Consider the following 23,266-nt stretch of genomic DNA (forward strand, 5'->3'; position numbering starts at 1 on the left):
GATGCTGCTACTTCCGATCCTGTTGAAGCGTGGCCCACAGCCCGTATCCGTGCATCGCCTGCACGTCGCGTTCCATCTCCTCGCGGCTGCCCGCGGAGACGACGGCCCGGCCCTTCTGGTGCACGTCCATCATCAGTTTGGTGGCCTTGTCCTTGGAGTACCCGAAGTACGACTGGAAGACGTACGTCACGTAACTCATGAGGTTCACCGGATCGTTGTGGACGAGCGTGATCCAGGGGACGTCCGGCTCGGGGACGACGGACACGTCCTCCGTCGTCTCGGGCCTTTCGATCTCAAGGGGTGCTGGAGCCGTCACAGGGCCCATGCTGCCACCACCACCCGCCCCACGCACAAACGGACCAGAAATCGTCACCTTGACGTTAATCGGGGGTAGCATCCCTCGTATGAACACAGCGGACCTGGGCCTGCCGGTGGACGTTCCGTCGACGGCGCTCTTCACCGACCACTATGAGCTGACGATGCTGCAGGCGGCGCTGCACGCGGGCACCGCCGACCGGCACTCGGTCTTCGAGGTATTCACCCGGCGCCTGCCCGAGGGGCGCCGCTACGGCGTCGTCGCGGGCACCGGGCGCGTCCTGGACGCCGTCGAGAACTTCCGCTTCGACGCGGCCATGCTCGACTTCCTGCGCGAGCGCGACGTCGTCGACGAGCCGACGCTCCGGTGGCTCGCGGACTACCGGTTCTCCGGCGACATCTGGGGCTACCCCGAGGGCGAGGTCTACTTCCCCGGCTCCCCCGTGCTGCGCGTCGAGGGCTCCTTCGCCGAGTGCGTGCTCCTGGAGACGGTGATCCTCTCGATCCTCAACCACGACTCGGCGATCGCCGCGGCCGCGTCCCGGATGTCCTCGGCCGCCGGCGAGCGGCCGCTGATCGAGATGGGCGCGCGCCGCACGCACGAGCTGGCCGCCGTGGCCGCCTCGCGCGCCGCGTACGTGGGCGGGTTCGCGACGACCTCCGACCTGGCGGCGGGGTTCCGGTACGGGATCCCGACCGTCGGCACCAGCGCGCACGCCTTCACGCTGATCCACGACACCGAGCGGGACGCCTTCCGGGCCCAGGTCGACTCCCTGGGCAAGGGGACGACGCTGCTCGTGGACACGTACGACGTGCAGGAGGCGGTCGCGCTGGCCGTCGAGATCGCGGGGCCGGAGCTGGGCGCCGTCCGGATCGACTCCGGTGACCTGCTGCTCGTCGCACACCGGGTGCGCCAGCAGCTGGACGAGCTGGGCGCCGAGAACACCAGGATCGTCGTCACCTCCGACCTCGACGAGTACGCCATCGCCTCGCTCGCCGCCTCGCCCGTGGACGCGTACGGGGTGGGTACGCAGCTGGTGACCGGGTCCGGGCATCCCACCTGCTCCATGGTCTACAAGCTGGTCGCGCGCGCGGAGTCCGCCGACCCGGAGGCGCCCCTGGTAGCCGTGGCGAAGAAGTCGGCGGGCGGGAAGACGTCGGTCGGCGGCCGCAAGTGGGCCGCGCGCCGGCCGGACGCGGACGGGGTCGCGGAGGCCGAGGTCATCGGCACGGGGGCCGTCCCGGCGGAGCTGGCCGACCGGCAGCTCCTCGTCGAGCTGGTCAAGGGCGGCGAGGTGCTGTCCCGCGAGCCGCTCGACGCGGTGCGCGAGCGGCACATCGCGGCGCGCGATCTGCTGCCGCTGTCGGCCACGCAGCTGTCGCGGGGCGAGCCGGTGATTCCGACCGAGTACGTCTAGGACTCGTCCAGGGCCTGTCGTCCTCTGAGCGCCCCCCCATGCCCTCTCCCGCAACGCACTTGAAGCTTCTACGCTCGTAGTCTCCAAGCAGAAGGACAGCAATCATGCGTCGCGCCCTGATCGTCGTGGATGTGCAGAACGACTTCTGCGAGGGCGGCAGCCTCGCGGTGGCGGGGGGTGCCGATGTCGCTGCCGCGATCACCGATCTTGTCGGGCAGGCCGGCGGCGGGGGCTACCAGCACGTCGTCGCCACGCGTGACCATCACATCGACCCCGGTGAGCACTTCTCGGAGGCGCCGGACTTCGTGCACAGCTGGCCGCGGCACTGTGTCGCGGGGACGGAGGGGGTGGGGTTCCATCCGAACTTCGCCCCCGCGGTCGCCTCCGGCGCGATCGATGCCGTGTTCGACAAGGGGGCGTACTCGGCCGCCTACAGCGGGTTCGAGGGGGCGGACGAGAACGGGGTGCCGTTGGCGGAGTGGCTGCGTCGGCGGGAGGTGTCCGAGGTGGATGTGGTCGGGATCGCGACGGATCACTGCGTTCGGGCCACTGCCGTGGATGCGGTGCGAGAGGGGTTCCGTACGAAGGTGCTGCTCGACCTCACGGCCGGGGTTGCGGCCTCCTCCACGGAGGCGGCACTCGACGAGCTGCGCTCGGCCGGCGTGGAACTCACAGGCAAGCCCGTCGTCGCTTGACACCACGGGGCTCCGCCCCGGACCCCGCGGGCTCTCGTCACAAGAGCGGGGCTATTTATAGCCCCTGCGGCGATTGAGCAGGCCCGCCCGGCAGGGCTGCTTACAGCCCCTGCGGCGATTGAGCAGGCCCGTCCGGCAGGACTTTCGGGAAGGGGTGGGGTGGGGGATTGATCAGGCGCCTGCCGCGCTGACCCTTCCCGGGAGGAGCGCGCGTATCGGGTGCCAGAGCTCGCCCGAGCGGGCGTCCGGCGCCGTGCGCCAGATGAGGCCGTCGGGGTGGTGGAGGACGGCGGTTATCTCGTCCGGGGTCGGCGGGTGCGCGTTGCCGCGGAGGTAGACCGCACGCAGCCCCAGATTGCGCAGACGGGTCAGGGCCCGGGGCCGGTTCGCGGCGTGCACCAGAACCCGCACAGCACCGTCGGCGGAGCCGGGCGCGGGCAGCGTCAGAGCGACCACCACGGTGCCTCCCGGCAGCTTGCAGAACCCTCCTGCGGACATGACTGTCACACCCCCGTGAGACGTAGTGTCAATAAGGAACTCACAGGACGCACCTAAACACGACCGGCCGCGACCCCGCTAGAGGGTCGCGGCCGATACGTTTCTGACCTGCGGGTTTACCGTTCTACTTGCCCGAGGGGCCCACCTTGATCGTCATCGAGGAGCCGTCCCGCGGCTGCTTCACGACGCTGATCTTGGTGTTGGTGTCAGTTGTGCGCACGCTCCCCGTGGGGTTCTCCTCGTACCAGTACGTGCCCTTGTGATCGTCGAAGACCGGCGTTCCCGACTGCGCCGGGATCTTGGTCTCGACGCCCAGCTTGTGGAGCTTCATACCGGGGACCGGGTAGTGGCCGAAGGCGGCGTCGTACGGCGTGATCTTGTTGGTGATCAACTTGCCGTCGGACCACTTCAGCGGCTTCGCGTGCGCGTCGACCGGCAGGATCAGCCCCTTGCCGGGGTGCTGGCCGACGTTGTTGTTGCGCTGCGAGGTGTCCCACTGCCAGATCATGAGGCCGGGCCGGTACGCGTAGTGCTCGACCCAGTTCTGCTTGGCCCCGCCGTCGCGCCAGCCGAAGTTGTACGGGCCGACCTCGAGGGTCTTGTCGTACGAGACGTACTGGCGGTTCTCGGCGATGTAGAACTGCGGGTAGTCGCCGGAGATGGACGCGCCCACGCGGGAGAAGCCCCGTGCGGTCCAACCAGCCTGCTCCGTCTCGGCGTTGTCGGTGAAGAGGTCCGCGCCGTCCGCCTTGACCGTGAAGTTGTCGAAGGCGAAGCCCATTTGAGCCACTCCCCCGTCGGTCTTGTAGCGGAAGCGGACGTCGACCTTCTGGCCGGCGTACTCGTCCAGCGGGTAACTCAGGTGCTGGAACTTGCCGTTGGTGCCCGTGAGCGCCGGCTTGTCGCCGCCGTCGCGCGGGATCGGCTGCCCGTCGGCGGTGCCGTCGACGGTCTTCCAGCTCGCGCCCGCGTCGGTGGACACCTGTGTGTAGAGGTAGTCGTAGTCCTTCTCGATGTCGTACCAGCCGTCGAGTTCGAGGGACCCGGTCTTCTTGCCGGTCAGGTCGACCGTGCGCGACAGCGTGTTGTCCAGGTCGTCGCCGTAGTCCGACCACCACTGCTGCGCACCCTCGGTGGGCTTCACGATGTCCGTGGTGACGTTCTTCTTCGGCAGTTCGACGACGAGCGCCTGCTTGAGCTTGGTGTTGTACTCCGAGACACCCAGCTTGTGCGTCGATTTGGTGGCGGCCTTCGCCTTGTCGTAGTTCAGCCAGCCGAGCTGGAGCTTGTCCCAGGCCGTCATGTCGCCCGGCATGTCGCCGATCGACTCCTTGCCGGTGCCGAGCCAGGACCCCGCCGACATCAGCGACCAGAAGCCGACCGAGTTCTCGCCGGTGTACGTCGTGTCGTACAGGTCGGGCAGGCCCAGGTCGTGGCCGTACTCGTGGGCGAAGACGCCGAGGCCGCCGTTCTCCGGCTGCATCGTGTAGTCGCCGACCCAGATGCCGGTGTCGCCGATCGGGGTGCCGCCCGCCTTGAAGCCGGACGGACCCTTCTCGCCGTCGTCGCGGGAGTAGGCGTAACCGCGGTGCGCCCAGAGGGAGTCGCCGCCCTGCGCGCCGCCGCCCGCCGAGCCGTCCTCGCCCGCGTGCACGATCTGGAAGTGGTCGATGTAGCCGTCGGGCTCGTTGAAGTCGCCGTCGTTGTCGTGGTCCGTGCGGTCCCACTGGTCGTACTGGGCCATGTCGACCTTGATGTCGGCGTCCGACTTGCCGGCCGCCTTCTGCTGCGCGACCCAGGCGTTGACGCCGTCGCGGACCAGGTCCTCGACGTTCGGGCAGTTGTCGGCGCCGCAGTAGTTGGAGCCGTAACGGGCCTCGTTCCAGTCGACCTTGACCCAGTCGGAGACCTCGCCCTCGACCGAGTAGCGGCCCGAGGAGGTCTTCTCGTAATAGGTCTTGAGGGACTCGGCGCCGTTGCCGGAGGCCGGCCTGCCCGAGGCCGTCTTGCCCGAAGCCGTCTTGCCGTCGCCGAAGTAGAGGTCCTTGAAGTGCTGGGAGTTGTAGTCCTTCTGCCAGGCCGTGCTGTTGTCCTTGGCACGGTCCGGCTCGGCTATCTGGTTGTGCAGCGGGCCTGGCGTGCCACCGTACTTGGGCTTCAGCTCGTCGGTGTCGTCGTCCGCGCGGTCCACCAGGGTGGTGTTGTCGACCTTGTCGCCGAACTCGGCCAGGATCGTGAAGATCTTGTCCGTGCGCTCGCGGCCCAGCTCGACGTACTTGCCCTTCGACAGCTCCACGACCTTGGAGCCGTGCTTCTCCTGGACCTTCGACGAGCCCTGGAGGACCTGCTGCAGCGCGGCCTGCCGCTGCTTCTCCTGCTGCTTGCTGAACGGGCCGTCGAAGACGTGCCCCTTCCCCCCGTACGTCTTTCCGTCGGAAGTCGCGCTTGTCGCGGCCGGGGTGTCGGCCTGGGCGGTGGTCGCCGCGAGCGAGCCCGTGGCCGCGGTGGCGGCGAGGGTCGCGAGCACGGCGACCGATCTCAACGCCCGTCTCTTGATGGTCACTTGAGTGGTCCCCTCCTCCGTGGCGTGTGCGCCACGCGTCACAAGTGACGCTATTTGAGCGGAAGTAGAGGAGAAATAACAGACCTTGACTGAGGCGATCGTTCTGCACTATGCAGAGCGCCCGGTTCGAAATACGGACGCGCCGACCGTGTCCGTTTTCATGAGCAACAGGCGCGCCTTGCCGTCCACTTGGCGGACTCGGTGACTCCGTGCGCCCCCCATGCTCCGGCAGCAGTGCTTAGGGCATGCTTACCGGGTGCTCTGCTCGGGCACAGGTCCGAATAGTCCCCCGATGTCACGAGGACGGATCTCACCATGCCTCGCCCGACTGTCGCTCAGCTGGCCTATGGATCGGCCACCGTCGTCTGCTCCACCATCGCCATGGTTCTGCTGTCCCGGACGGAATCGGGGCCCGGCGTGCCCGTCATCGCCGTCTCCGCCCTCATCCTGGGCCTGTTCGTGGCGATGTCGGTGCCGACCCGCAAGCGGGAGCCCTCCGCGGGGGCGGCCGCCGCGGACGAGCGGGTACCGGCGCAGCGCCTCAGCACGACGGTGCCCTCCCCTTCCCCCTCGGCCTCGACCGAGGCCTCGCGCGCACGCGAACCGGCGGGCCCGTGAGGCACGGACCCGCCGGTTCATCGGTGCGGTGTTCGGTCAGGTGGCGGTGACCACCACGGTCTTCGCCGCCTTGTCGTGCAGTCCCTGCTTGTAGGGCTTGTCGAAGAAGCTCCAGCCGCCGCAGATCGCCGTCCAGATGCAGGCACAGCAGAACACGGCCGGCAGCCACAGGACGGCCGCGCGCAGCAGGTTGGTCTGCATGCTGGGTGTCGCGCCGTCGCCCAGGTTGGCGACGCGCAGCTTCAGCCACTTCTTGCCGAGCGTCTGCCCGGTCTTCGCCGTCATGATCGTGTCGTAGCCGATGTAGAGAATGGCCCCGATCAGTGACTGGCCGAACCGCTTGCCGGTGCTCATGTCGTCGGTGTCGATGTTGTACTGACCGACCCCGAAGAGCCAGGACAGCAGGGCCACGACGATCGCGATGAGGATGATGTCGATGATCCGCGCGAGGACGCGCTTGCCGCTCTCGGCCAGCGGCGGCATCCCCGCGAGCGGGTCGGCGGCGCCGTAGCCACCACCGTAGGGATCACCGCCGTACGGGGGCGGGGAGCCGCCTCCGTTCGGTGGCGGTGGCGGTGGTGGGGGCGCCGAGTCGTAGGGGTTCTGGGGGCTGCCGTACGGCGAGCCGCCGCCCTGGTCGGTCGGCGGCGGCTTGCGGAACGGGTCGTCGTCCGGCGGCTGGCCGGACCCGGGTGGCGGTTCGGTGCTCATGGCCCGAGTGGAACGCGAACCCGCCCGCGCTGCACGTGGCGGGCCGCCGTCCGGATGACGGACCCCGGCCGTCAGTCCGCCGCCACGAACGTTCCCGCCACCTTGTCGTGCAGGCACTGGCGCCACGGGCGGTCGAAGGCGCCCCACAGGACGCCGAGGACGCCCACGACGAGGACGCCGGGCACGCTGTAGGCGAGCCAGCGCTTGAGGGCCGAGACGAACGTCGGGGCCTCGTGCTCCCCCATGTCACGGACCGTCAGGCCGAGCAGCTTCTTGCCGAGGGTCTGGCCCCACTTCGACGTCGGCAGCGCCTCGTAGAGCGTGCCGACCACGAGCAGCACCGCGAGGATGATGCCGAAGTACGTGCCCGTCGTGCCGTCGAGCAGCCAGACCGTGACCTGGTGGCCGGAGGCCTTCGCCTCGTCGATCTTGCCGTTGATGTGGTCGGCGGCCTTGGTGCCGAGCGGCACAGCGACGGCCGCGGTGACCGCGCCGACGACGACCGAGTCGATGAGCCGGGCCGCGAGCCGCTTGCCGAGCCCGGCCGGGCGGGCCGCCGCCGCGGCCTGCGCCGCGGCGAGGAACGGGTCGCTGGCCACCGGCTTGAACGGGGCCACCGGGCCGCTCGGATCGGCTGCGGGCACGGGCGCCTGGGCCTGTCCCTGTCCCTGGCCCGCCAGTTGGTGCACCTGTTGCGGCCACGAAGGGGAGCCGCCGCCGGGCCCCTGCGTCATGGGGCTCTGGAGGTGGGCCTGTGCCTGGGGCGGCTGCTGCTGTTGCGGCTGCTGGGGCTGGTGCTGCTGCGGCTGCTGTTGCGGGACGTTCGGCTGTGCCGGGGCGGCAGGGGGCTGCGGGGCGGGCTGCGGGTTCAGTCCCGCGCGGGACTGCGCCTGGGACTGCCCCGGCGCGGCGGACCCGCCCTGGCCGCCGTCCTGCTTCGGCAGCGTCCGGAACGCCATCGTGCCGTCGGCGGGGGCCGGCTGCCCGGCTCCCGGCTGCTGCATGGCGCGGAGCTTGACCGTGCCGTCCGTGCGCTCCGGCGGCGCGGACGGCTCCGGAGCGGGCTGCTCGGGGTTCTCTGCGCCCGGGGCGGAGCCCCAGGAGACCCGGTGGGCCTGCTCGTCGCGGAAGCCCGCCTGCCGGGCGGTGTTGGCCTGCCAGGCGGACGCGGGCTCGGGCGCCGCGGGCACGCCGTGATCGTGCCCGTGGTCCGAGGGCCCCATCTCCGTACGCACGGAGGGCTCCTCGTCGAGGAAGACGGGTCCTGTCTCCTCCGCGGGAGGGGGCTCGGACGCCGAGGTGGGGGCGGGGGCGGAGCCCGCTCCGGCCGGGGCCGGGAGGGATTGCCCGTCGGAGGGGGCGGGGCGGCTGGTGCCGGGAACCCACGCAGCCCCGTTCCAGTACCGGACATATCCGGGAATGGACGGATCGGGGTAGTAGCCTTCGCGGGGCCTGTCGTCGCCGGGGGCCGGGGTTGGCGCACTCATGTCCGTCGTCCCGTATCTGCTCGGGGGTCTTGTTGTGGGTTCCACATCTATCAGACCGCCGCGCCCGCCCGTGCCGCTCCGCCGTTACGGACCACTATCCGGGGAACTTGGGGCCCGCGCCGGAACACCGGAAAAATTCTTCGCCGAACTCGCGTAATGCTCCCGCCGGATCGTGCTCTCACCTTCCAACGGGCCCGCTCCGGACCCGTACGACGGAGAGGAAGCGCACGACATGCACACCGTGGTGGAACGCGAACTGGAACTGAAGCTCGTTCTCTCGCCGGAGCGGAGCATCCCCGTCCCGGCCCGACTGACCTACCGCACCGACGACCCCTACGCCGTCCACGTCACGTTCCACATCGGCTCGCATCACCCGGTGAACTGGACGTTCGCCCGCGAGCTGCTCGTGGAGGGCGTGTTCCGGCCGTGCGGGCACGGGGACGTGCGGGTGTGGCCGACGAAGGTCGACGGGCGCAGCGTGGTGCTGGTGGCGCTGAGTTCGCCGGACGGGGACGCGCTGCTGGAGATGCCGACCGCACAGGTCTCGGCCTGGCTGGAGCGGACGCTGCGGGCGGTGCCGCCCGGCACGGAGGCGGATCAGCTCGGCATCGACGATGCCCTGGCCGCTCTGCTGGCCACGGCCCCGGCCACCGACGACCTGTACCTGCGCGACCCGTGGCCGGGCGACGAGTCGTCCTCCGAGGACCTGTGAGGGCGCGCGGCCGGGGCCGCGCCCTCCACTGTCAGAACAGCTTGCCGGGGTTGAGCAGGGCCTGCGGGTCGAAGGCCGCCTTCACCGCCTGCTGCATCTCGACGCCCACCGGGCCCAGCTCGCGGGCGAGCCACTCCTTCTTGAGTACGCCGACGCCGTGTTCGCCGGTGATGGTGCCGCCGAGTTCGAGGCCGAGTGCCATGATCTCGTCGAAGGACTCGCGGGCGCGGCGGCCCTCGTCGGCGTCCTGCGCGTCGAAGCAGACGGTGGGGTGCGTGTTGCCGTCGCCCGCGTGCGCACAGACGCCGATGGTGAGGTTGTACTTCTCCGCGATCCGCTCGACGCCTTCGAGCAGCTCGCCGAGCCTGGAGCGCGGCACGCACACGTCGTCGATCATCGTGGTGCCCTTGACCGCTTCGAGGGCGGTGAGCGACAACCGCCGCGCCTGGAGCAGCAGTTCGGACTCCGCGGCGTCCTCGGCGGGCACGACCTGGGTGGCGCCCGCGGCCTCGCACAGCGCGCCGACGGCTTCCAGATCCTTTACGGGTTCCGGGGTGTCGAAGGCGGCGAGGAGCAGCGCCTCCGTGGTCTCCGGCAGGCCCATGTTGGCCATGTCGTTGACGGCCTTCACCGTCGTACGGTCCATGAGTTCGAGCAGCGACGGCACGTGCCCGCCCTCCATGATCCGGCAGACCGCGTCGCAGGCGGCCTCCGCCGAGGCGAACTCGGCTGCCAGCACGAGCTGTTGGGGCGGCTGCGGCTTGAGCGCGAGCGTCGCCTTCACGACGATACCGAGGCTGCCCTCGGAGCCGACGAAGAGCCGCGTCAGGTCGTAGCCGGCGACGCCCTTGGCGGTGCGCCTGCCGGTCTGGAGCAGTCGGCCGTCGGCGAGGACGACGTCGAGCCCGAGCACGTACTCCGCCGTCACCCCGTACTTCACGCAGCACAGGCCGCCGGAGGCCGTGCCGATGTTGCCGCCGATGGTGCACATTTCCCAGCTGGAGGGGTCCGGCGGGTAGTAGAGCCCGTGCTCGTTGACCTTGCGGGAGAGCGTGGCGTTGATGACACCCGGTTCGACGACGGCGATCCGGTCGACCGGGTTGATCTCCAGGATGCGGTCCATCTTGACGAGCGAGAGGACGATGCAGCCCTCGCTCGCGTTCGCCCCGCCCGACAGGCCCGTGCGGGCGCCCTGCGGGACGACCGGGACGCGCAGCGCGGTCGCCGTGCGCATCACGTGCTGTACCTCTTCGACGGTGCGCGGCAGGACGACGACGGCGGGGGTGCCGGCGTCGCAGAAGCTGGCCATGTCGTGGGCGTAGGAGGTGGTGACGTCGGCGTCGACGATGATGGCTTCCGCGGGCAGGCCCGTGCGGAGCTCTTCCATGAGGGTGCGGCTCATGATCACACCCTCGCACTCCGTGCCGAGCGTGTGAACCCCCAAGCCTGTGGCTGCCGTGAGCCCGGACTCTGCGGCTCTCTTGAGCCCGGACTCTGCGGCTCCCTTGAGCCCGGTGCGGCATATCAAGCCCCTGCGGCGATTGAGCAGCGGGGTATGGGGCAGCGCCCCAATCTTTTGAGCCCCTGCGGCGATTGAGCAGGCGGTGCCGGGGTTGACGACTCGGGGCTCTGCCCCGGACCCCGCTGCTCAATCGCCGCAGGGGCTTGAATGTGCCGCACCGGGCTCACACGGGTTACACCAGCGCCGTGCCGATCAGGCCGTTGCGGGTGATCAGGGCGGCGAGTTGGTTCTCGCTCAGGGCATCCGTGGCGGTGGGGCGGCGTGGCAGGACCATGTAGCGGGTTTCCGCGCTGGAGTCCCAGACGGTGACCTTGGTGGCATCGGGCAGCGTGACTCCGAACTCGCCCAGTACAGCCCGGGGTTCGCGGACCACGCGGGAGCGGTACGCCTCGCTCTTGTACCAGCCGGGAGACGGCCCGAGGAGCCGCAGCGGATAGCAGGAGCACAGCGTGCACACGATCATGTTGTGCACGCTCTCCGTGTTCTCGGTGACCCGCAGCCGCTGGGGCTGAACTCCCCCGGAGGAGAAGCCCAGTTCGGCGACGGCCGTCGAACCGTCCGCGAGCAGCCGCGCCTTGAACGCCGGGTCGATCCAGGCACGGGCCACGACCTTCGCCCCGTTGACCGGCGACGCACCCGCGAGGAACCCGTCGATGACCTCGTCGACCGTCTCGCCGCCGACGATGCCCTTCTCCTCCAACAGGCTCTCCAGGAGCCGTACTTGGCGGGAGATCACCGCGTCGTCATGGTTACCGCTCATCGCCGGGCCCCGCCTTCCGCAAGTAGCTCTCGGACAGGTCGAGGACCACGTCGTGCCCGCCCTCGCCCCACAGCTCACGCGCCGCGAACCGCACCGCGTAGATCATCTCGTCGGGCGCGTTGCCCCGCCCCTGCGCCCGCACGTCGGCGAGCGGCGCCCGGCCCTCCGGCTCGACGACGACTCCGAGCTTGCCGCGGGCGTAGCGCGGCAGCCGGGTGTGGTGCGGCGGGTCGTGCCGGTACGTACGGACCAAGTCACCGGCTACGTAGGCGGGTTGCTCGGACTCAGACACGGTCGAGCGCCCCCTCCTCGATGACTCCCTTGCGTTCGAGGAGCGTGCGGATCGCGTGGAACCAGCGCTCGTAGTACGAGGCCGCCAGGTACTCCTGCGGCGGCATCGTCTCGATCGCGTCCCGGAACTCGTCGAGGTTGAAGACCTTCTGGACGAGCAGCGCGCGCTGGAGCGCGAAGACCCGCGCCTCCCAGTCCGCGTGGAAGGGTTCGGCGTCATCGCTGGTGTCGATGGCGCCGAACCCTGTCGTTCCGCCTACGTCGTTCATCCTGGCCATACGGCCAGCCTAAACGCGCTCCCTGGAAGATCTACAGGTTTCCGCGCTTCTCCTGCTCCCGCTCGATCGCCTCGAAGAGCGCCTTGAAGTTGCCCTTGCCGAAGCCCATGGAGCCGTGCCGCTCGATCATCTCGAAGAACACGGTCGGCTTGTCCTGGACCGGCTTGGTGAAGATCTGCAGCAGGTAGCCGTCCTCGTCGCGGTCGACGAGGATCTTCTGCTCGCGCAGCGTCTCGACGGGCACGCGGGTCTCGCCCGCCCACTCGCCGAGCGTGTCGTAGTACGAGTCCGGGGTGTCCAGGAACTGGACTCCGGCCGCGCGCATGGCCTTGACCGAGGCGACGATGTCGTTCGTGGCGAGCGCAATGTGCTGGACGCCCGCACCGCCGTAGAACTCCAGGTACTCGTCGATCTGGGACTTCTTCTTGGCGATGGCGGGTTCGTTGATGGGGAACTTGACCTTCAGGGTGCCGTCCGCGACCACCTTCGACATCAGCGCGCTGTACTCGGTCGCGATGTCGTCGCCGACGAACTCCTTCATGTTCGTGAAGCCCATGACCTTGTTGTAGAAGCCGACCCACTCGTTCATCTTGCCGAGTTCGACGTTGCCGACGCAGTGGTCGATGGCCTGGAAGGTGCGCTGCTCGGCCGGCTCGACGATCGGGGCGGCGGCCGCGAAGCCGGGCAGGTACGGGCCGTCGTAGCCGGTGCGCTCGACGAGGGTGTGGCGGGTCTTGCCGTACGTGGCGATGGCGGCGCGCACGACGGTGCCGTGCTCGTCCTTCGCCTCGTACGGCTCGGTGAGGCCGCGGGCGCCGTGCTCCGTCGCGTAGGCGTACGCGGCGCGCGCGTCGGGGACCTCGATGGCGAGGTCGACGACGCCGTCGCCGTGCGCCGCCACATGCGCTTCGAGGAAGCGGCCCCACTCGCTGGCGGCCTTGATGACGGAGGTGAAGACGAAGCGGGCCGAGCCGTTGGTGAGGACGTAGGAGGCCGTCTCTCGGCTGCCGTTCTCCGGTCCGGAGTAGGCAACGAGCTTCATGCCGAAGGCGGTCGAGTAGTAGTGCGCGGCCTGCTTGGCGTTGCCCACGGCGAAGACGACCGCGTCCATCCCCTTGACCGGGAAGGGGTCGGCCTGCCGTGCGGTGTCGGGGGTGTGGTGTGTGGTCTGCGTCATACCGTGAGGTTCCCGCCGGTCCGCAAGGTGCGCAATAGTTTGCGTTTTTGCTGGGCAATGTGACCAGTGCACGGCCCGTTTCTTCGGGCTGCTTGTACAGGGTGACCACCCGGGGACGGGGCGGCGACGGGACGGCGACGGAGGCGTACATGGCGATCGACGATCTGGACGGGCGGCTCATCGTGCTGCTCGCGCGCGAGCCCCGGATCGGGGTGCTCGAGATGTCCCGCCGGCTCGGCGTGGCGCGCGGCACCGTGCAGGCCCGCCTCGACCGGCTTACCTCGAACGGAGTCATCCGCGGGTTCGGCCCCCAGGTGGACCCCGCGGCGCTCGGCTACCCGGTCACCGCGTTCGCGACGCTGCAGATCAGGCAGGGGCAAGGAGCCGACGTCAGGACCCATTTGGGTGGCGTCCCCGAGGTCCTGGAACTGCACACGACGACCGGCAGCGGGGACATGCTGTGCCGGCTCGTGGCCCGCTCGAACGCGGATCTTCAACGTGTGATCGACCGGGTTGTCGGATTTGATGGCATCGTCCGGGCTTCCACGGCGATCGTCATGGAAAATCCTGTTCCGTTGCGGATCATCCCGCTGGTGGAGCAGGCGTCAGGAGATTCCTGACGGCTATCCGAGCACCGCCCGGGAGTGAGGTGCGATGAACTTCTGGGACTACCTGTCGGCCCGGCACCAGCAGCTGCTCGCCGACGCCTATCAGCACGCGAGCGCCGTCTTCCAGTGCATGCTCCTGGCGACCTTGATCGGCATCGCCATCGGCATCGTCTCGTACCGCAGTGAATGGGCCGGGAACCTGGCGACGACCGCCACCTCGACCATTCTGACCATCCCCTCCCTCGCCATGATCGGTCTGCTGATCCCGGTCGTGGGCCTCGGTGTCGCGCCGACCGTCATCGCGCTCACCCTGTACGGGCTGCTGCCGATCGTGCGGAACGCGATCGTGGGCCTGCGCGGCGTCGACCCCGCGCTGATCGACGCGGCGAAGGGCATCGGGATGTCCCGGACCGCCCGGCTGTTCAAGGTGGAGCTGCCGCTCGCCTGGCCGCCGATCCTCACCGGGATCCGGGTCTCCACGCAGATGCTGATGGGGATCGCCGCCATCGCCGCGTTCGCCTCGGGCCCCGGACTCGGCAACGAGATCTTCCGCGGCATCGCCTCCCTGGGCAGCGCCAACGCGCTCAACCAGGTGCTCGCCGGAACGCTCGGCATCATCATCCTCGCCCTGCTCTTCGACGCCGCGTACGTCCTCATCGGACGGCTGACCATCCCGAGGGGGATCCGTGCCTGACACCACGACGACCGAAGCCCCCGAGGCGTCCGGGACCCCGCAGCCGTCCGGCGCCAGCATCGAGCTGGAGAACCTCACCAAGCGCTACCCCGGCTCCAGCGAGCCCGCCGTGGACAACGTCAACATGGAGATCAAGCCCGGCGAGCTGATCATCTTCGTCGGCCCGTCCGGCTGCGGGAAGTCCACGACGCTGAAGATGATCAACCGCCTGATCGAGCCGACCGGCGGGCGCATCCGCATCGGCGGCGAGGACGTCACCGACATGGACCCGGTGAAGCTGCGCCGGAAGGTCGGCTACGCGATCCAGTCCTCCGGGCTCTTCCCGCACATGACGGTCGCCCAGAACATCGCGCTGGTGCCGAAGATGATCGGCTGGTCCAAGTCGAAGATCAAGGCGCGGGTGGAGGAGATGCTCGATCTCGTCGGTCTCGACGCCGCCGAGTACCACGGCCGGTACCCGCGTCAGCTCTCCGGCGGGCAGCAGCAACGCGTGGGCGTGGCAAGGGCGTTGGCGGCCGACCCGCCCGTCCTGCTGATGGACGAGCCGTTCGGCGCCGTCGACCCGATCACCCGGGACCACCTCCAGGACGAGCTGATCCGGCTCCAGCACGAGCTGCACAAGACGATCGTCTTCGTCACGCACGACTTCGACGAGGCGATCAAGCTCGGCGACCGGATCGCGGTGCTCCGCGAGAAGTCGCACATCGCGCAGTTCGACACCCCGGAGGCGATCCTCACCAACCCGGCGGACGACTTCGTCTCCGGGTTCGTGGGCGCGGGCGCCGCCCTCAAGCGCCTCAACCTCACCCGCGTACGCGACGTCGAGGTCACCGACTATCCGACGGTGAGCGTCGACGACCCGTTGCAGGACATCTTCAACAAGCTGCGGGCCGCCGGCACGAACGAGCTGCTGCTGCTCGACAAGCGCGGCCGTCCCTACAAGTGGCTGCGCCGCGGCGACCTGATGCGCGCCAAGGGCTCCCTCGCCCGCGCGGGCACCCTCGTGCACGACACGGTGACGTACGACGCGACGCTGCGCGACGCCCTCGAAGCGGTCCTCACGGACAACGCGGGCCGTGTCGCGGTGACCGGGCGACGCGGCGCGTACGAGGGCGTCGTCGACATGGAGACGCTGATGAACTCCGTGCACGAACTCCTGGAGGCCGACCGCCTCGAAGCCGTCGAGCACCAGCACGAGTTGGAGGAGAAGCGCGCCGAGCAGACGCATCTGGAGCAGGAGGGCTCCCAGGGCACCGACGGGGAGGTGAAGGCGTGAGCACTCCGTCCCGAAAGTCGCCTCCGAAGGGCGCGCGCCCCGAGGGCGAGCACGAGGTCAAGGGCCTCGCGTTCCGCGACGAGGGCCAGGGCGAGCAGGAGGCGCCCGCGCCGCCCACCCGCAAGGAACCGTCCCGCATCACCTGGAAGAAGCTGACGTTCCTTCCGGTGTTCCTGATCCTCGTCCTGCTGATCACGTGGCTCTGGTTCCGCAACGCGGACCTCGACACGATCTCCGAGAACGCCATCTCGGGCGGCGCGGTGGGCAAGGCGCTGCGCCAGCACATCACCCTGACGGTGATCTCGACGTTCTTCGTGCTGATCATCGCGATCCCGCTGGGGATCCTGCTGACCCGCAAGATGTTCCGCAAGGCCACCCCGTTCGCCCTGGCGATCGCCAACATGGGCCAGGCGACCCCGGCCATCGGCCTGCTCGCCCTGCTCGTCATCTGGCTGGGCATCGGCGAGCGTTCGGCCCTGATCGGCATCATCATCTACGCGATTCTGCCGGTTCTCTCCAACACCATCGCGGGCCTGAAGGCCAACGATCCGACGCTGCTCGAAGCGGCGAAGGGCATCGGGATGTCGCAGCTGGGGGTGCTCCGCAAGGTCGAACTCCCGCTCGCCGTACCGCTGATCCTCGCGGGCGTGCGCACGGCGCTCGTCCTCAACGTCGGTACGGCGACGCTGGCCACCTTCGGCGGTGGCGGCGGCCTCGGTGTCCTCATCACCACCGGCATCACCAACCAGCGGATGCCGGTCCTGATGCTCGGCTCGATCCTGACGATCGCGCTGGCCCTGCTCGTCGACTGGCTGGCCTCGCTGGCCGAACTGCTGTTGCGCCCGCGCGGGTTGGAGGTGCGCACATGAGTCCCGTGAAGCACATGAAACCCGTGAAGCCTGTGAAGTACCGCGTGCGGGTGGCGGTCGCGGCGAGCTGCGGGATCGCGCTCCTCGCGAGCGGCTGCGGACTGACCAGTGGCAGCCCGCTGGTCGACGACGTGCAGCCCGGCTCCATCGGCAAGGACAAGCCCCTGGCGGGCGCGGACATCACCGTCACGTCGAAGGAGTTCACCGAGCAGCTGGTGCTCGGCGCGATCATGGGCATCGCGTTCAAGGCGGCCGGCGCGGACGTCCTCGACCGGACCGGCATCCAGGGCTCCATCGGCGCCCGCGAGGCCATCAAGTCCGGTGACGCCGACGCCATGTACGAGTACACGGGCACGGCCTGGATCACGTACCTCGGCAACTCGGACCCGATCACCGACCCGCACCAGCAGTACGAGGCCGTGCGCAAGGCCGACAAGAAGAACGGCATCACCTGGCTGCCGCAGGCCTCGCTCAACAACACCTACGCGCTCGCCATGAACGACGCCAACTTCAAGAAGTACGGCACCAAGACGCTCTCCGACGTCGCCGCGCTCGCCAAGAAGAACCCGAAGGCCGTCACGCTGTGCGTGGAGAGCGAGTTCGCCAACCGGGCCGACGGACTGCCCGGCATGCAGAAGGCGTACGGGATGAACCTGCCCGCCGCCAACCTCACGCAGATGGACAGCGGCATCATCTACACCCAGGCGTCCAAGGGGAGTTGCACCTACGGCGAGGTCTACACGACCGACGGCCGGATCAAGGCGATGAAGCTGAACGTCATGGAGGACGACAAGAAGTTCTTCCCGAACTACAACGCGGCGCCCTCGATCAACAGCAAGGCGCTCAAGAAGTACCCGGCGATGGCGGACGTCCTGGAGCCGATCACGAAGAAGCTCGACAACACCGTCGCCAGGGACCTCAACGCGAAGGTGGACGTCGACGGGCAGGACCCGCACGACGTGGCGAAGGACTGGCTGGTGAAGGAGGGGTTCGTCAAGTGAGCCGTTGAGGGCTCAGCACTGCGGGACGGTGCCCGAGCCCTTCTCCATGTTCGTCAGCGCGGTCATCGTGTCCTTGAGCGTGCTCACCGAGATCAGCTTCATCGACTTCGGCGCCGACGCCTTCGCGTCCGAGCACTCGGCCTTCGGTACGAGGAAGACCGTGGCGCCGTCCCGGTCGGCGGCCTGCACCTTCAGAGATACGCCGCCGACCGGGCCGACCTTGCCCTTGGCGTCGATGGTGCCGGTGCCCGCGATGGACTTTCCGCCGGTGAGGTCGCCGCCGCTGCCGTCGCCGTCCAGCATGTCGATGATGCCGAGGGAGAAGAGCAGGCCGGCGCTCGGGCCGCCGACGTCGCCGAGCTGGAGGTCGACCTTGATGTCCTTCGAGGGCTTGCCGAGGTAGGCCAGGGCGGCCTCCGTCGCGGCGTCCTGTGAGCCCTTCATCTCCTGCTGGTTGTGCTGCTCGACCTCCTTGGTCGAGTCGCCCGACGGGTACACGGCGTCGCGCGGCATGACGGCCCGGTCCTCGGCGAACCAGCCGTCGAGTACGTCGCCGAGGTGCACGGAGGCGTCGGGGCCGGTCGCCACGATGGTCACCGCGCGGAGTTTGCCCTCCGTGGGGCGGGTGGGGGCGCCGCTGATGTCGATGACGGGTTTGCCGTCCGACTTCCCCAGGACGTTCGTCGTGGGGCCCGGCTGGGCCACGGAGAACGGGAGCGGGGCGAAGCCCGCCACCGCGAGCAGCGCGATGACGGGGGCGGCGCAGAGGGCCAGGGCGGTGGGGCGGCTGAGGCGATTGAGCACGGGTTGACTCTAACGTGGCGTTGTTGTTCCACCGGCGACGGCGTTGCGGCCACGGGGCTCCGCCCCGGACCCCGCGCCTCAGTCGCCGGCGGGGCTCCATGGGAGCCCCTGCGGCGATTGAGCAGGCCCGTCCGGCAGGACTTTCGGGAAGGGGTGGGGTGGGGGCTTGGAGGGATTAGCGGAGTGCGTCCGCCACCTCGCGGGCCGCGTCCAGGACCCGGGTGCCAACGCGTTCCGGGACGGAGTCCGAGAGCATGACGACGCCCACGCTGCCCTCCAGCCCGGTCACACCCAGGAGCGGCGCCGCCGCCCCACTCGCACCGGCCTCCAGTTCGCCATGCGTGAGGGTGTAGCCGGTCTCGGGGAGCACACCCTGACGCGCGCCGAGGATGGCGCGACCCGCGGCACCCCGGTCGAGCGGGTGCCGGAAGCCCGTGCGGTACGCCACGTGGTAATCGGTCCAGGTCGGCTCGACGACGGCCACGGCGAGGGCCTCCGTACCGTCCACCAGCGTGAGATGGGCCGTCGCCCCGATGTCCTCGGCGAGTGCCCGCAGCGCCGGGAGGGCGGCTTCGCGGACCAGCGGGTGCACCTGGCGGCCCAGGCGGAGGACGCCGAGGCCGACACGGGCTCGCCCGCCCAGGTCGCGGCGGACGAGGGCGTGCTGCTCAAGGGTGGCCAGCAGGCGGTAGACGACCGTCCGGTTGACGCCGAGCTTGTTGGAGAGCTCGGTGACGGTCAGGCCGTGGTCGGTGTCTGCGAGCAGTTTGAGGACGCGCAGTCCCCGGTCGAGCGTCTGGGAGGTCTCCGCGGTCACGACGCCCACTCCTTAGTGGTGAGGGACGGCGGCCTCCTGCGCGGGGGTCGCGTCACCTGTCCCGTGGGCGACGCGCGTCAGAGGCCGCCGGTCGGTGATCAGGCGCTGGGCTGCTTACGGCTGTCTTTTACGCACCGGCTGCGCTCCGCGGCGGCTCTGCCACGGGGCGTGTGCGTTGCCCGGAATGTAGCGAGGTCGTCCCGCTGAGCGGAAGACTCCGTCCAGAATCCGGTCAGTCAACGGCCGGAGATGTGCGCGATTGCCCGCACTTGATCCCCATGTCACTTCATGCGGGTGGCCCATTCCTGCACCTTGGCGATGCGCTGGCGCAGCTGTCCGCCGGTCGCCTCCGCGCTCGGCGGCCCCCCGCACACCCGGCGCAGCTCGGTGTGGATCACACCGTGCGGCTTCCCGGTCTGATGCACGTACGCGCCGACGATGGTGTTCAGCTTCTTGCGCAGCTCCATCAGCTCCTTGTGGGAGACGACGGGGCGGCGCTCCGCGGGCAGCTCCAGGAGGTCGGCCTCGCTGTCCGGCTTCTTCTTGCTGTGCGCGATCTGCCGCGCCTGCCGCTTCTGGAGGAGCTGCTGCACCTGGTCGGGTTCGAGGAGGCCGGGGATGCCGAGGTAGTCCTGCTCCTCCTCGCTGCCGGGGTGCGCCTGCATGCCGAAATCGGCGCCGTTGTACGTGACCCGGTCGAAGGTGGCCTCGGACTCGAGGGCCTCGAAGGAGAACTGTTCCTGCTCCCCCGTGTCCTCGTCCTGCTCCTGGTTCGCCTCGTCCATCTCCTTCTCGGACTCGGCGTAGGGGTCCTCCTCCTCGTCCTTCTTCGGCTTGTCGAGGACGTGGTCGCGCTCGACCTCCATCTCGTTGGCGAAGCCGAGCAGGTCGGGGACGGTGGGCAGGAAGACGGACGCGGTCTCGCCGCGGCGCCGCGATCGCACGAAGCGGCCGACCGCCTGCGCGAAGAAGAGCGGCGTGGAGATCGTCGTGGCGTACACGCCGACCGCGAGGCGCGGCACGTCGACGCCTTCGGACACCATGCGGACGGCGACCATCCACCGGTCGTCGCCCGCCGCGAACTCGTCGATCCGCTTCGAGGCGCCGGTGTCGTCGGAGAGCACGACTGTGGCCCTGCTGCCGGTGATCTCGCGGATCAGCTTCGCGTACGCGCGGGCCGAGTCCTGGTCGGAGGCGATGACGAGGGCGCCCGCGTCCGGGATGCCCTTCCTGACCTCGGTGAGGCGGGCGTCGGCGGCGCGCAGCACGCTCGGCATCCACTCGCCGCGCGGGTCGAGCGCGGTGCGCCAGGCCTGGCTGACGGCGTCCTTGGTCATCGGCTCGCCGAGCCGGGCCGCGATCTCGTCACCGGCCTTCGTGCGCCAGCGCATGTTGCCGCTGTACGAGAGGAAGATGACCGGCCGCACGACGCTGTCGGCGAGCGCCTGACCGTAGCCGTACGTGTAGTCGGCGGCCGAGCGCCGGATGCCGTCCCTGCCCTCCTCGTACTGGACGAAGGGGATCGGGTTGGTGTCGGAGCGGAACGGCGTACCGGTGAGCGCGAGGCGGCGGGTGGCCGGCTCGAAGGCCTCCAAGCAGGCCTCGCCCCACGACTTCGAGTCACCGGCGTGGTGGATCTCGTCGAGGATGACGAGCGTCTTGCGCTGCTCGCTGCGGTTGCGGTGCAGCATCGGCCGCACGCCCACACCCGCGTATGTGACGGCGACGCCCTGGTACTCCTTGCTGAGCGGTCCCGCGCTGTACTCGGGGTCCAGCTTGATGCCTATCCGCGCGGCGGCCTCGGCCCACTGCTTCTTCAGGTGCTCGGTCGGCGCGACCACGGTGACCTGCTGCACGACGTGGTGGTGCAGCATCCAGGACGCGAGGGTGAGCGCGAACGTGGTCTTGCCGGCGCCCGGGGTCGCGACCGCGAGGAAGTCGCGCGGCTGCTCCTGGATGTACCGGTCCATCGCACCCTGCTGCCACGCACGCAGCTTGTTGGCCGTGCCCCAGGGGGCGCGGCCGGGGAATGCGGGTGACAGATGGGCGGACGAGGCAGACGGAGTGGTGGATGTAGTAGTCACGGTCTCCGGTTACTCAAAGCTGGACGGCACGGCTACGTATGACAACCGGGCCACCCTACCGGTGCCGAGGTTGACGAGCGCGCCGGGCGAGGCCGGGGGCGGGGTGGTTGGGACGTGTGTCACAGATCAACTGGGCGGCTGCCGCGTCTACTTCCGCAGCCGTGAGGCCACCCATACGCCCACCAGCGCGACGGCCGACATCGGCAGGAACACGGCGGTGAACGCGGCCGGGTGCGAGCCCCCGGCCCCCTGCGCGACACCGTGCCCCACCGCTCCCCCGCCGAGGGCCGCGAAGGCGGCGCCGCCGGCGGCGAGCAGCAGCGCGTTCGAGAGCCCGTCGGAGATCTGGAGCGCGGCGGAGTTCGTCCCGGCCTCCTCGGGCGCGGACAGCTGCAACAGCAGCACGGACGTGGACGAGATCACGAGCCCCATCCCCAGGCAGCCGAAGGCCCACGCGACGGCCACCGTCCACACGGGCACGGCCTGGATCAGCACGCTCGGCGCGACCGCGACGGCCGCGGCGACCAGCACCATGCCCCCGGCGACGAGCCGCTCCCGGTACGGCTCGACGCGCGGCCGGGACTGAAGCCACGAACCGAACGCCCAGGTGCCGCCGCCCGCGGCGAGGGAGAGCCCGGCGAGCGTGGGGCTGAGGCCCCGCTGCGTCACCAGCATCAGCGGCACGAAGGACTCGGCCGCGATGAACGACCCGGCCGAGATCCCGCGCAGCAGCACCACGGACGGAAGCCCGCGCGCCGCCCGGTACGTGCCACGGGGCAGCAGCCCGAGCACCGACGGCACGAGCAGGGCAAGGCCGACGGCGGCGGGGAGCAGGGACAGCGGCCGCAGGTCCTGGGCGGCGTACTGGAGCAGCCCGGCGCCGGCCGAGATGCCGAGGGCGAGCCGGATCCTGCGCCGGTCGAAGGCGGCAGGGGCGGCGCCCTCGGGCGGCCCGCCGGCCCGCCGCCGCACCTCGGGGAGCGCGAGCGCGAGCGGCAGCACGACGAGGACCGGGATCCCGAGGAACACCCAGCGCCAGCCGAGGTGCTCGGTCACAGCCCCGGACGCCAGCGGCCCGACGATCGACGGCACGACCCAGCTCGCCGCGAACGCCGCCATGATCGCTGGCCGCAACCGCTCCGGGTAGGCCCTGCTGACCACTACGTAGAGCCCGACGATCACCAGTCCGCCGCCGAGCCCCTGCACGGCCCGCCCGGCGATGAACATCCACATGGTGCCCGCGGTCCCGGCGAGCACGAGCCCCGCGGCGAAGGACCCGATCCCGGCGGTGACGGGGCCGAGGGGCCCGCTCCGGTCGGCCCACTGCCCGGCGAGCACCATCCCGAACAGGCTGGTCGTGAAGAAGCCGGAGAACGCGAACGCGTACAGCGACACGCCGTCCAACTCCCGGGCCGCCACGGGCATCGCGGTTCCCACGGCGGTCGCCTCGAAGGCGATGAGCAGCACGACGGTGACGATGCCGATGCTGAGTGCGCGGTAGGTGCGGCCGAGGACGCCTTCGGTCTCCGACGCGGCGATGATGGTGTCGTTTTCGAGGGCGGCCATGCGGTTCAGGGTAAGAGGCGTTTCCGGCGCTGACCCCTGTCGGGAGACGGGGCCCGGCTGGTCCGTTGGTCGTAGGCCACCGGCCCCCACGCCTCGGGGCTCCGCCCCGGACCCCGCGGGCTCTCGTCACAAGAGCGGGGCTGCTTACAGCCCCTGCGGCGATTGAACAGGCCCGCCCGGCAGGACTGCTTACAGCCCCTGCGGCGATTGAACAGGCCCGTCCGGCAGGACTGCTTACAGCCCCTGCGGCGATTGAGCAGGCCCGTCCGGCAGGACTGTCGGGAAGGGGTGGGGTGGGGGCTTGTATGAACGGCGTGTGGCAGTCGCGTTGCGGGGCGCCGGGAGGCCTTGAGGACGGTGATCGCGGGCCCGTAGCGTGAGCGGCAGCTTGGCCGTGTGCCCGAGTGGTTTAGGGATTCGCCTGCAAAGCGAATTACACCGGTTCGATTCCGGTCACGGCCTCTGTGCACGAGGAAGGGGCGCCCCGCGGGAAGCGGGGCGC

At 69.9% G+C, this 23,266-nt stretch carries 23 protein-coding genes and 1 tRNA gene; 10 read left to right on the forward strand and 14 right to left on the reverse strand.

Going from position 1 to position 23,266, the window contains the following annotated elements; all coding sequences use genetic code 11:
- Positions 1-7 precede the first annotated feature (7 nt).
- Positions 8-325: an ATP-dependent Clp protease adapter ClpS gene (gene clpS / locus ACWD2L_RS30665; protein WP_351343891.1), complete on the reverse strand. Its 318-nt coding sequence runs from the start codon at positions 323-325 to the stop codon at positions 8-10.
- A 79-nt stretch (positions 326-404) separates the two neighbouring features.
- On the opposite strand from clpS, the gene ACWD2L_RS30670 reads away from it, so the two are divergent.
- Both ACWD2L_RS30670 and ACWD2L_RS30675 read left to right on the forward strand, forming a co-directional pair.
- Complete coding sequence (locus tag ACWD2L_RS30670; RefSeq protein ID WP_351343893.1) at positions 405-1,733, forward strand: nicotinate phosphoribosyltransferase; 1,329 nt, start codon at positions 405-407, stop codon at positions 1,731-1,733.
- 104 nt (positions 1,734-1,837) lie between these two features.
- Positions 1,838-2,428: an isochorismatase family protein gene (locus ACWD2L_RS30675; protein ID WP_351343895.1), complete on the forward strand. Its 591-nt coding sequence runs from the start codon at positions 1,838-1,840 to the stop codon at positions 2,426-2,428.
- A gap of 171 nt (positions 2,429-2,599) precedes the next feature.
- Here ACWD2L_RS30675 and ACWD2L_RS30680 read toward each other — a convergent pair whose 3' ends face one another.
- Positions 2,600-2,926, reverse strand: a complete 327-nt coding sequence (locus tag ACWD2L_RS30680; protein ID WP_351343898.1) for a hypothetical protein — start codon at positions 2,924-2,926, stop codon at positions 2,600-2,602.
- A 124-nt stretch (positions 2,927-3,050) separates the two neighbouring features.
- Positions 3,051-5,489: an immune inhibitor A domain-containing protein gene (locus tag ACWD2L_RS30685; RefSeq protein WP_351343901.1), complete on the reverse strand. Its 2,439-nt coding sequence runs from the start codon at positions 5,487-5,489 to the stop codon at positions 3,051-3,053.
- 315 nt (positions 5,490-5,804) lie between these two features.
- Between ACWD2L_RS30685 and ACWD2L_RS30690 the strand changes: the two genes are divergently transcribed.
- Complete coding sequence (locus tag ACWD2L_RS30690) at positions 5,805-6,107, forward strand: hypothetical protein (RefSeq protein ID WP_351343904.1); 303 nt, start codon at positions 5,805-5,807, stop codon at positions 6,105-6,107.
- A 36-nt stretch (positions 6,108-6,143) separates the two neighbouring features.
- On the opposite strand, the gene ACWD2L_RS30695 is transcribed toward ACWD2L_RS30690, so the two are convergent.
- Both ACWD2L_RS30695 and ACWD2L_RS30700 read right to left on the reverse strand, forming a co-directional pair.
- Positions 6,144-6,818 (reverse strand): RDD family protein, encoded by a 675-nt coding sequence (locus ACWD2L_RS30695; RefSeq protein ID WP_351343907.1) that lies wholly within the window; start codon positions 6,816-6,818, stop codon positions 6,144-6,146.
- 71 nt (positions 6,819-6,889) lie between these two features.
- Complete coding sequence (locus ACWD2L_RS30700) at positions 6,890-8,305, reverse strand: RDD family protein (RefSeq protein ID WP_351343910.1); 1,416 nt, start codon at positions 8,303-8,305, stop codon at positions 6,890-6,892.
- A gap of 232 nt (positions 8,306-8,537) precedes the next feature.
- Here ACWD2L_RS30700 and ACWD2L_RS30705 point away from each other — a divergent pair, with 232 nt between their 5' ends.
- On the forward strand, positions 8,538-9,017 hold the full coding sequence (locus tag ACWD2L_RS30705; protein WP_351343913.1) for an SsgA family sporulation/cell division regulator: 480 nt from the start codon (positions 8,538-8,540) through the stop codon (positions 9,015-9,017).
- 31 nt (positions 9,018-9,048) lie between these two features.
- Here the strand turns inward: ACWD2L_RS30705 and ACWD2L_RS30710 are convergent, their stop codons facing one another.
- From ACWD2L_RS30710 to hppD, 5 genes are all read right to left on the reverse strand, one after another.
- Positions 9,049-10,419, reverse strand: coding sequence for an FAD-binding oxidoreductase (locus tag ACWD2L_RS30710; RefSeq protein WP_351343916.1), 1,371 nt, complete (start codon positions 10,417-10,419; stop codon positions 9,049-9,051).
- A gap of 292 nt (positions 10,420-10,711) precedes the next feature.
- Entirely contained in the window at positions 10,712-11,299 is a 588-nt protein-coding gene (nthA, locus tag ACWD2L_RS30715) for a nitrile hydratase subunit alpha (protein ID WP_351338238.1), read from the reverse strand.
- A complete protein-coding gene (locus ACWD2L_RS30720) occupies positions 11,289-11,591 on the reverse strand; it encodes an SH3-like domain-containing protein (protein ID WP_351338235.1) in 303 nt (100 codons plus the stop codon). Before ACWD2L_RS30720 ends, nthA begins: the two co-directional genes overlap by 11 nt.
- Positions 11,584-11,868, reverse strand: coding sequence for a hypothetical protein (locus tag ACWD2L_RS30725; protein WP_351338232.1), 285 nt, complete (start codon positions 11,866-11,868; stop codon positions 11,584-11,586). Before ACWD2L_RS30725 ends, ACWD2L_RS30720 begins: the two co-directional genes overlap by 8 nt.
- 31 nt (positions 11,869-11,899) lie before the next feature.
- Positions 11,900-13,045: a 4-hydroxyphenylpyruvate dioxygenase gene (gene hppD / locus ACWD2L_RS30730; protein WP_351338229.1), complete on the reverse strand. Its 1,146-nt coding sequence runs from the start codon at positions 13,043-13,045 to the stop codon at positions 11,900-11,902.
- Positions 13,046-13,194: 149 nt separating this feature from the next.
- Between hppD and ACWD2L_RS30735 the strand changes: the two genes are divergently transcribed.
- Genes ACWD2L_RS30735 through ACWD2L_RS30755 form a run of 5 tightly spaced genes read left to right on the forward strand, consistent with a single transcriptional unit; the run spans position 13,195 to position 17,493 of the window.
- The gene (locus ACWD2L_RS30735) at positions 13,195-13,665 is read left to right on the forward strand and encodes an Lrp/AsnC family transcriptional regulator (protein ID WP_351338227.1); all 471 of its coding nucleotides are present in this window, start codon (positions 13,195-13,197) and stop codon (positions 13,663-13,665) included.
- Positions 13,666-13,699: 34 nt separating this feature from the next.
- The gene (locus ACWD2L_RS30740) at positions 13,700-14,347 is read left to right on the forward strand and encodes an ABC transporter permease (RefSeq protein ID WP_351338225.1); all 648 of its coding nucleotides are present in this window, start codon (positions 13,700-13,702) and stop codon (positions 14,345-14,347) included.
- Complete coding sequence (locus ACWD2L_RS30745; RefSeq protein ID WP_351338224.1) at positions 14,340-15,623, forward strand: betaine/proline/choline family ABC transporter ATP-binding protein; 1,284 nt, start codon at positions 14,340-14,342, stop codon at positions 15,621-15,623. Before ACWD2L_RS30740 ends, ACWD2L_RS30745 begins: the two co-directional genes overlap by 8 nt.
- Positions 15,620-16,492 carry an ABC transporter permease gene (locus tag ACWD2L_RS30750; protein ID WP_351338222.1) on the forward strand — a complete coding sequence of 291 codons (873 nt, stop codon included), beginning with the start codon at positions 15,620-15,622 and terminating at the stop codon, positions 16,490-16,492. The genes ACWD2L_RS30745 and ACWD2L_RS30750 overlap by 4 nt, the downstream gene beginning before the upstream one ends.
- Entirely contained in the window at positions 16,489-17,493 is a 1,005-nt protein-coding gene (locus tag ACWD2L_RS30755) for a glycine betaine ABC transporter substrate-binding protein (protein WP_451192624.1), read from the forward strand. Before ACWD2L_RS30750 ends, ACWD2L_RS30755 begins: the two co-directional genes overlap by 4 nt.
- A gap of 12 nt (positions 17,494-17,505) precedes the next feature.
- On the opposite strand, the gene ACWD2L_RS30760 is transcribed toward ACWD2L_RS30755, so the two are convergent.
- The 4 genes from ACWD2L_RS30760 to ACWD2L_RS30775 all read right to left on the reverse strand — a co-directional run bounded on the left by ACWD2L_RS30760 (position 17,506) and on the right by ACWD2L_RS30775 (position 22,764).
- Complete coding sequence (locus tag ACWD2L_RS30760; protein WP_351338218.1) at positions 17,506-18,297, reverse strand: YlbL family protein; 792 nt, start codon at positions 18,295-18,297, stop codon at positions 17,506-17,508.
- Positions 18,298-18,472: 175 nt separating this feature from the next.
- A complete protein-coding gene (locus ACWD2L_RS30765) occupies positions 18,473-19,114 on the reverse strand; it encodes an IclR family transcriptional regulator (protein ID WP_351338215.1) in 642 nt (213 codons plus the stop codon).
- Between the two features lie 281 nt (positions 19,115-19,395).
- Positions 19,396-21,198: a DEAD/DEAH box helicase gene (locus tag ACWD2L_RS30770; protein ID WP_351338213.1), complete on the reverse strand. Its 1,803-nt coding sequence runs from the start codon at positions 21,196-21,198 to the stop codon at positions 19,396-19,398.
- 147 nt (positions 21,199-21,345) lie between these two features.
- Complete coding sequence (locus tag ACWD2L_RS30775) at positions 21,346-22,764, reverse strand: MFS transporter (RefSeq protein ID WP_351338210.1); 1,419 nt, start codon at positions 22,762-22,764, stop codon at positions 21,346-21,348.
- 390 nt (positions 22,765-23,154) lie between these two features.
- Here ACWD2L_RS30775 and ACWD2L_RS30780 point away from each other — a divergent pair.
- A tRNA-Cys gene (locus ACWD2L_RS30780) sits at positions 23,155-23,226 on the forward strand.
- The last annotated feature ends 40 nt before the right edge of the window (positions 23,227-23,266 follow it).

The sequence above is a fragment of the Streptomyces sp. NPDC002754 genome (assembly GCF_053592315.1).

What these genes read in the sequence shown, in the direction of transcription:
- clpS (WP_351343891.1), bottom strand. Translation starts at nt 325, where the DNA reads ATGGGCCCTGTGACGGCTCCAGCACCCCTTGAGATCGAAAGGCCCGAG.
- nthA (WP_351338238.1), bottom strand. Translation starts at nt 11,299, where the DNA reads ATGAGCGGTAACCATGACGACGCGGTGATCTCCCGCCAAGTACGGCTC.
- ACWD2L_RS30710 (WP_351343916.1), bottom strand. Translation starts at nt 10,419, where the DNA reads ATGAGCCGCACCCTCATGGAAGAGCTCCGCACGGGCCTGCCCGCGGAA.
- ACWD2L_RS30775 (WP_351338210.1), bottom strand. Translation starts at nt 22,764, where the DNA reads ATGGCCGCCCTCGAAAACGACACCATCATCGCCGCGTCGGAGACCGAA.
- ACWD2L_RS30755 (WP_451192624.1), top strand. Translation starts at nt 16,489, where the DNA reads ATGAGTCCCGTGAAGCACATGAAACCCGTGAAGCCTGTGAAGTACCGC.
- ACWD2L_RS30670 (WP_351343893.1), top strand. Translation starts at nt 405, where the DNA reads ATGAACACAGCGGACCTGGGCCTGCCGGTGGACGTTCCGTCGACGGCG.
- ACWD2L_RS30700 (WP_351343910.1), bottom strand. Translation starts at nt 8,305, where the DNA reads ATGAGTGCGCCAACCCCGGCCCCCGGCGACGACAGGCCCCGCGAAGGC.
- ACWD2L_RS30680 (WP_351343898.1), bottom strand. Translation starts at nt 2,926, where the DNA reads ATGTCCGCAGGAGGGTTCTGCAAGCTGCCGGGAGGCACCGTGGTGGTC.
- ACWD2L_RS30695 (WP_351343907.1), bottom strand. Translation starts at nt 6,818, where the DNA reads ATGAGCACCGAACCGCCACCCGGGTCCGGCCAGCCGCCGGACGACGAC.
- hppD (WP_351338229.1), bottom strand. Translation starts at nt 13,045, where the DNA reads ATGACGCAGACCACACACCACACCCCCGACACCGCACGGCAGGCCGAC.
- ACWD2L_RS30740 (WP_351338225.1), top strand. Translation starts at nt 13,700, where the DNA reads ATGAACTTCTGGGACTACCTGTCGGCCCGGCACCAGCAGCTGCTCGCC.
- ACWD2L_RS30705 (WP_351343913.1), top strand. Translation starts at nt 8,538, where the DNA reads ATGCACACCGTGGTGGAACGCGAACTGGAACTGAAGCTCGTTCTCTCG.
- ACWD2L_RS30675 (WP_351343895.1), top strand. Translation starts at nt 1,838, where the DNA reads ATGCGTCGCGCCCTGATCGTCGTGGATGTGCAGAACGACTTCTGCGAG.
- ACWD2L_RS30735 (WP_351338227.1), top strand. Translation starts at nt 13,195, where the DNA reads ATGGCGATCGACGATCTGGACGGGCGGCTCATCGTGCTGCTCGCGCGC.
- ACWD2L_RS30690 (WP_351343904.1), top strand. Translation starts at nt 5,805, where the DNA reads ATGCCTCGCCCGACTGTCGCTCAGCTGGCCTATGGATCGGCCACCGTC.
- ACWD2L_RS30725 (WP_351338232.1), bottom strand. Translation starts at nt 11,868, where the DNA reads ATGGCCAGGATGAACGACGTAGGCGGAACGACAGGGTTCGGCGCCATC.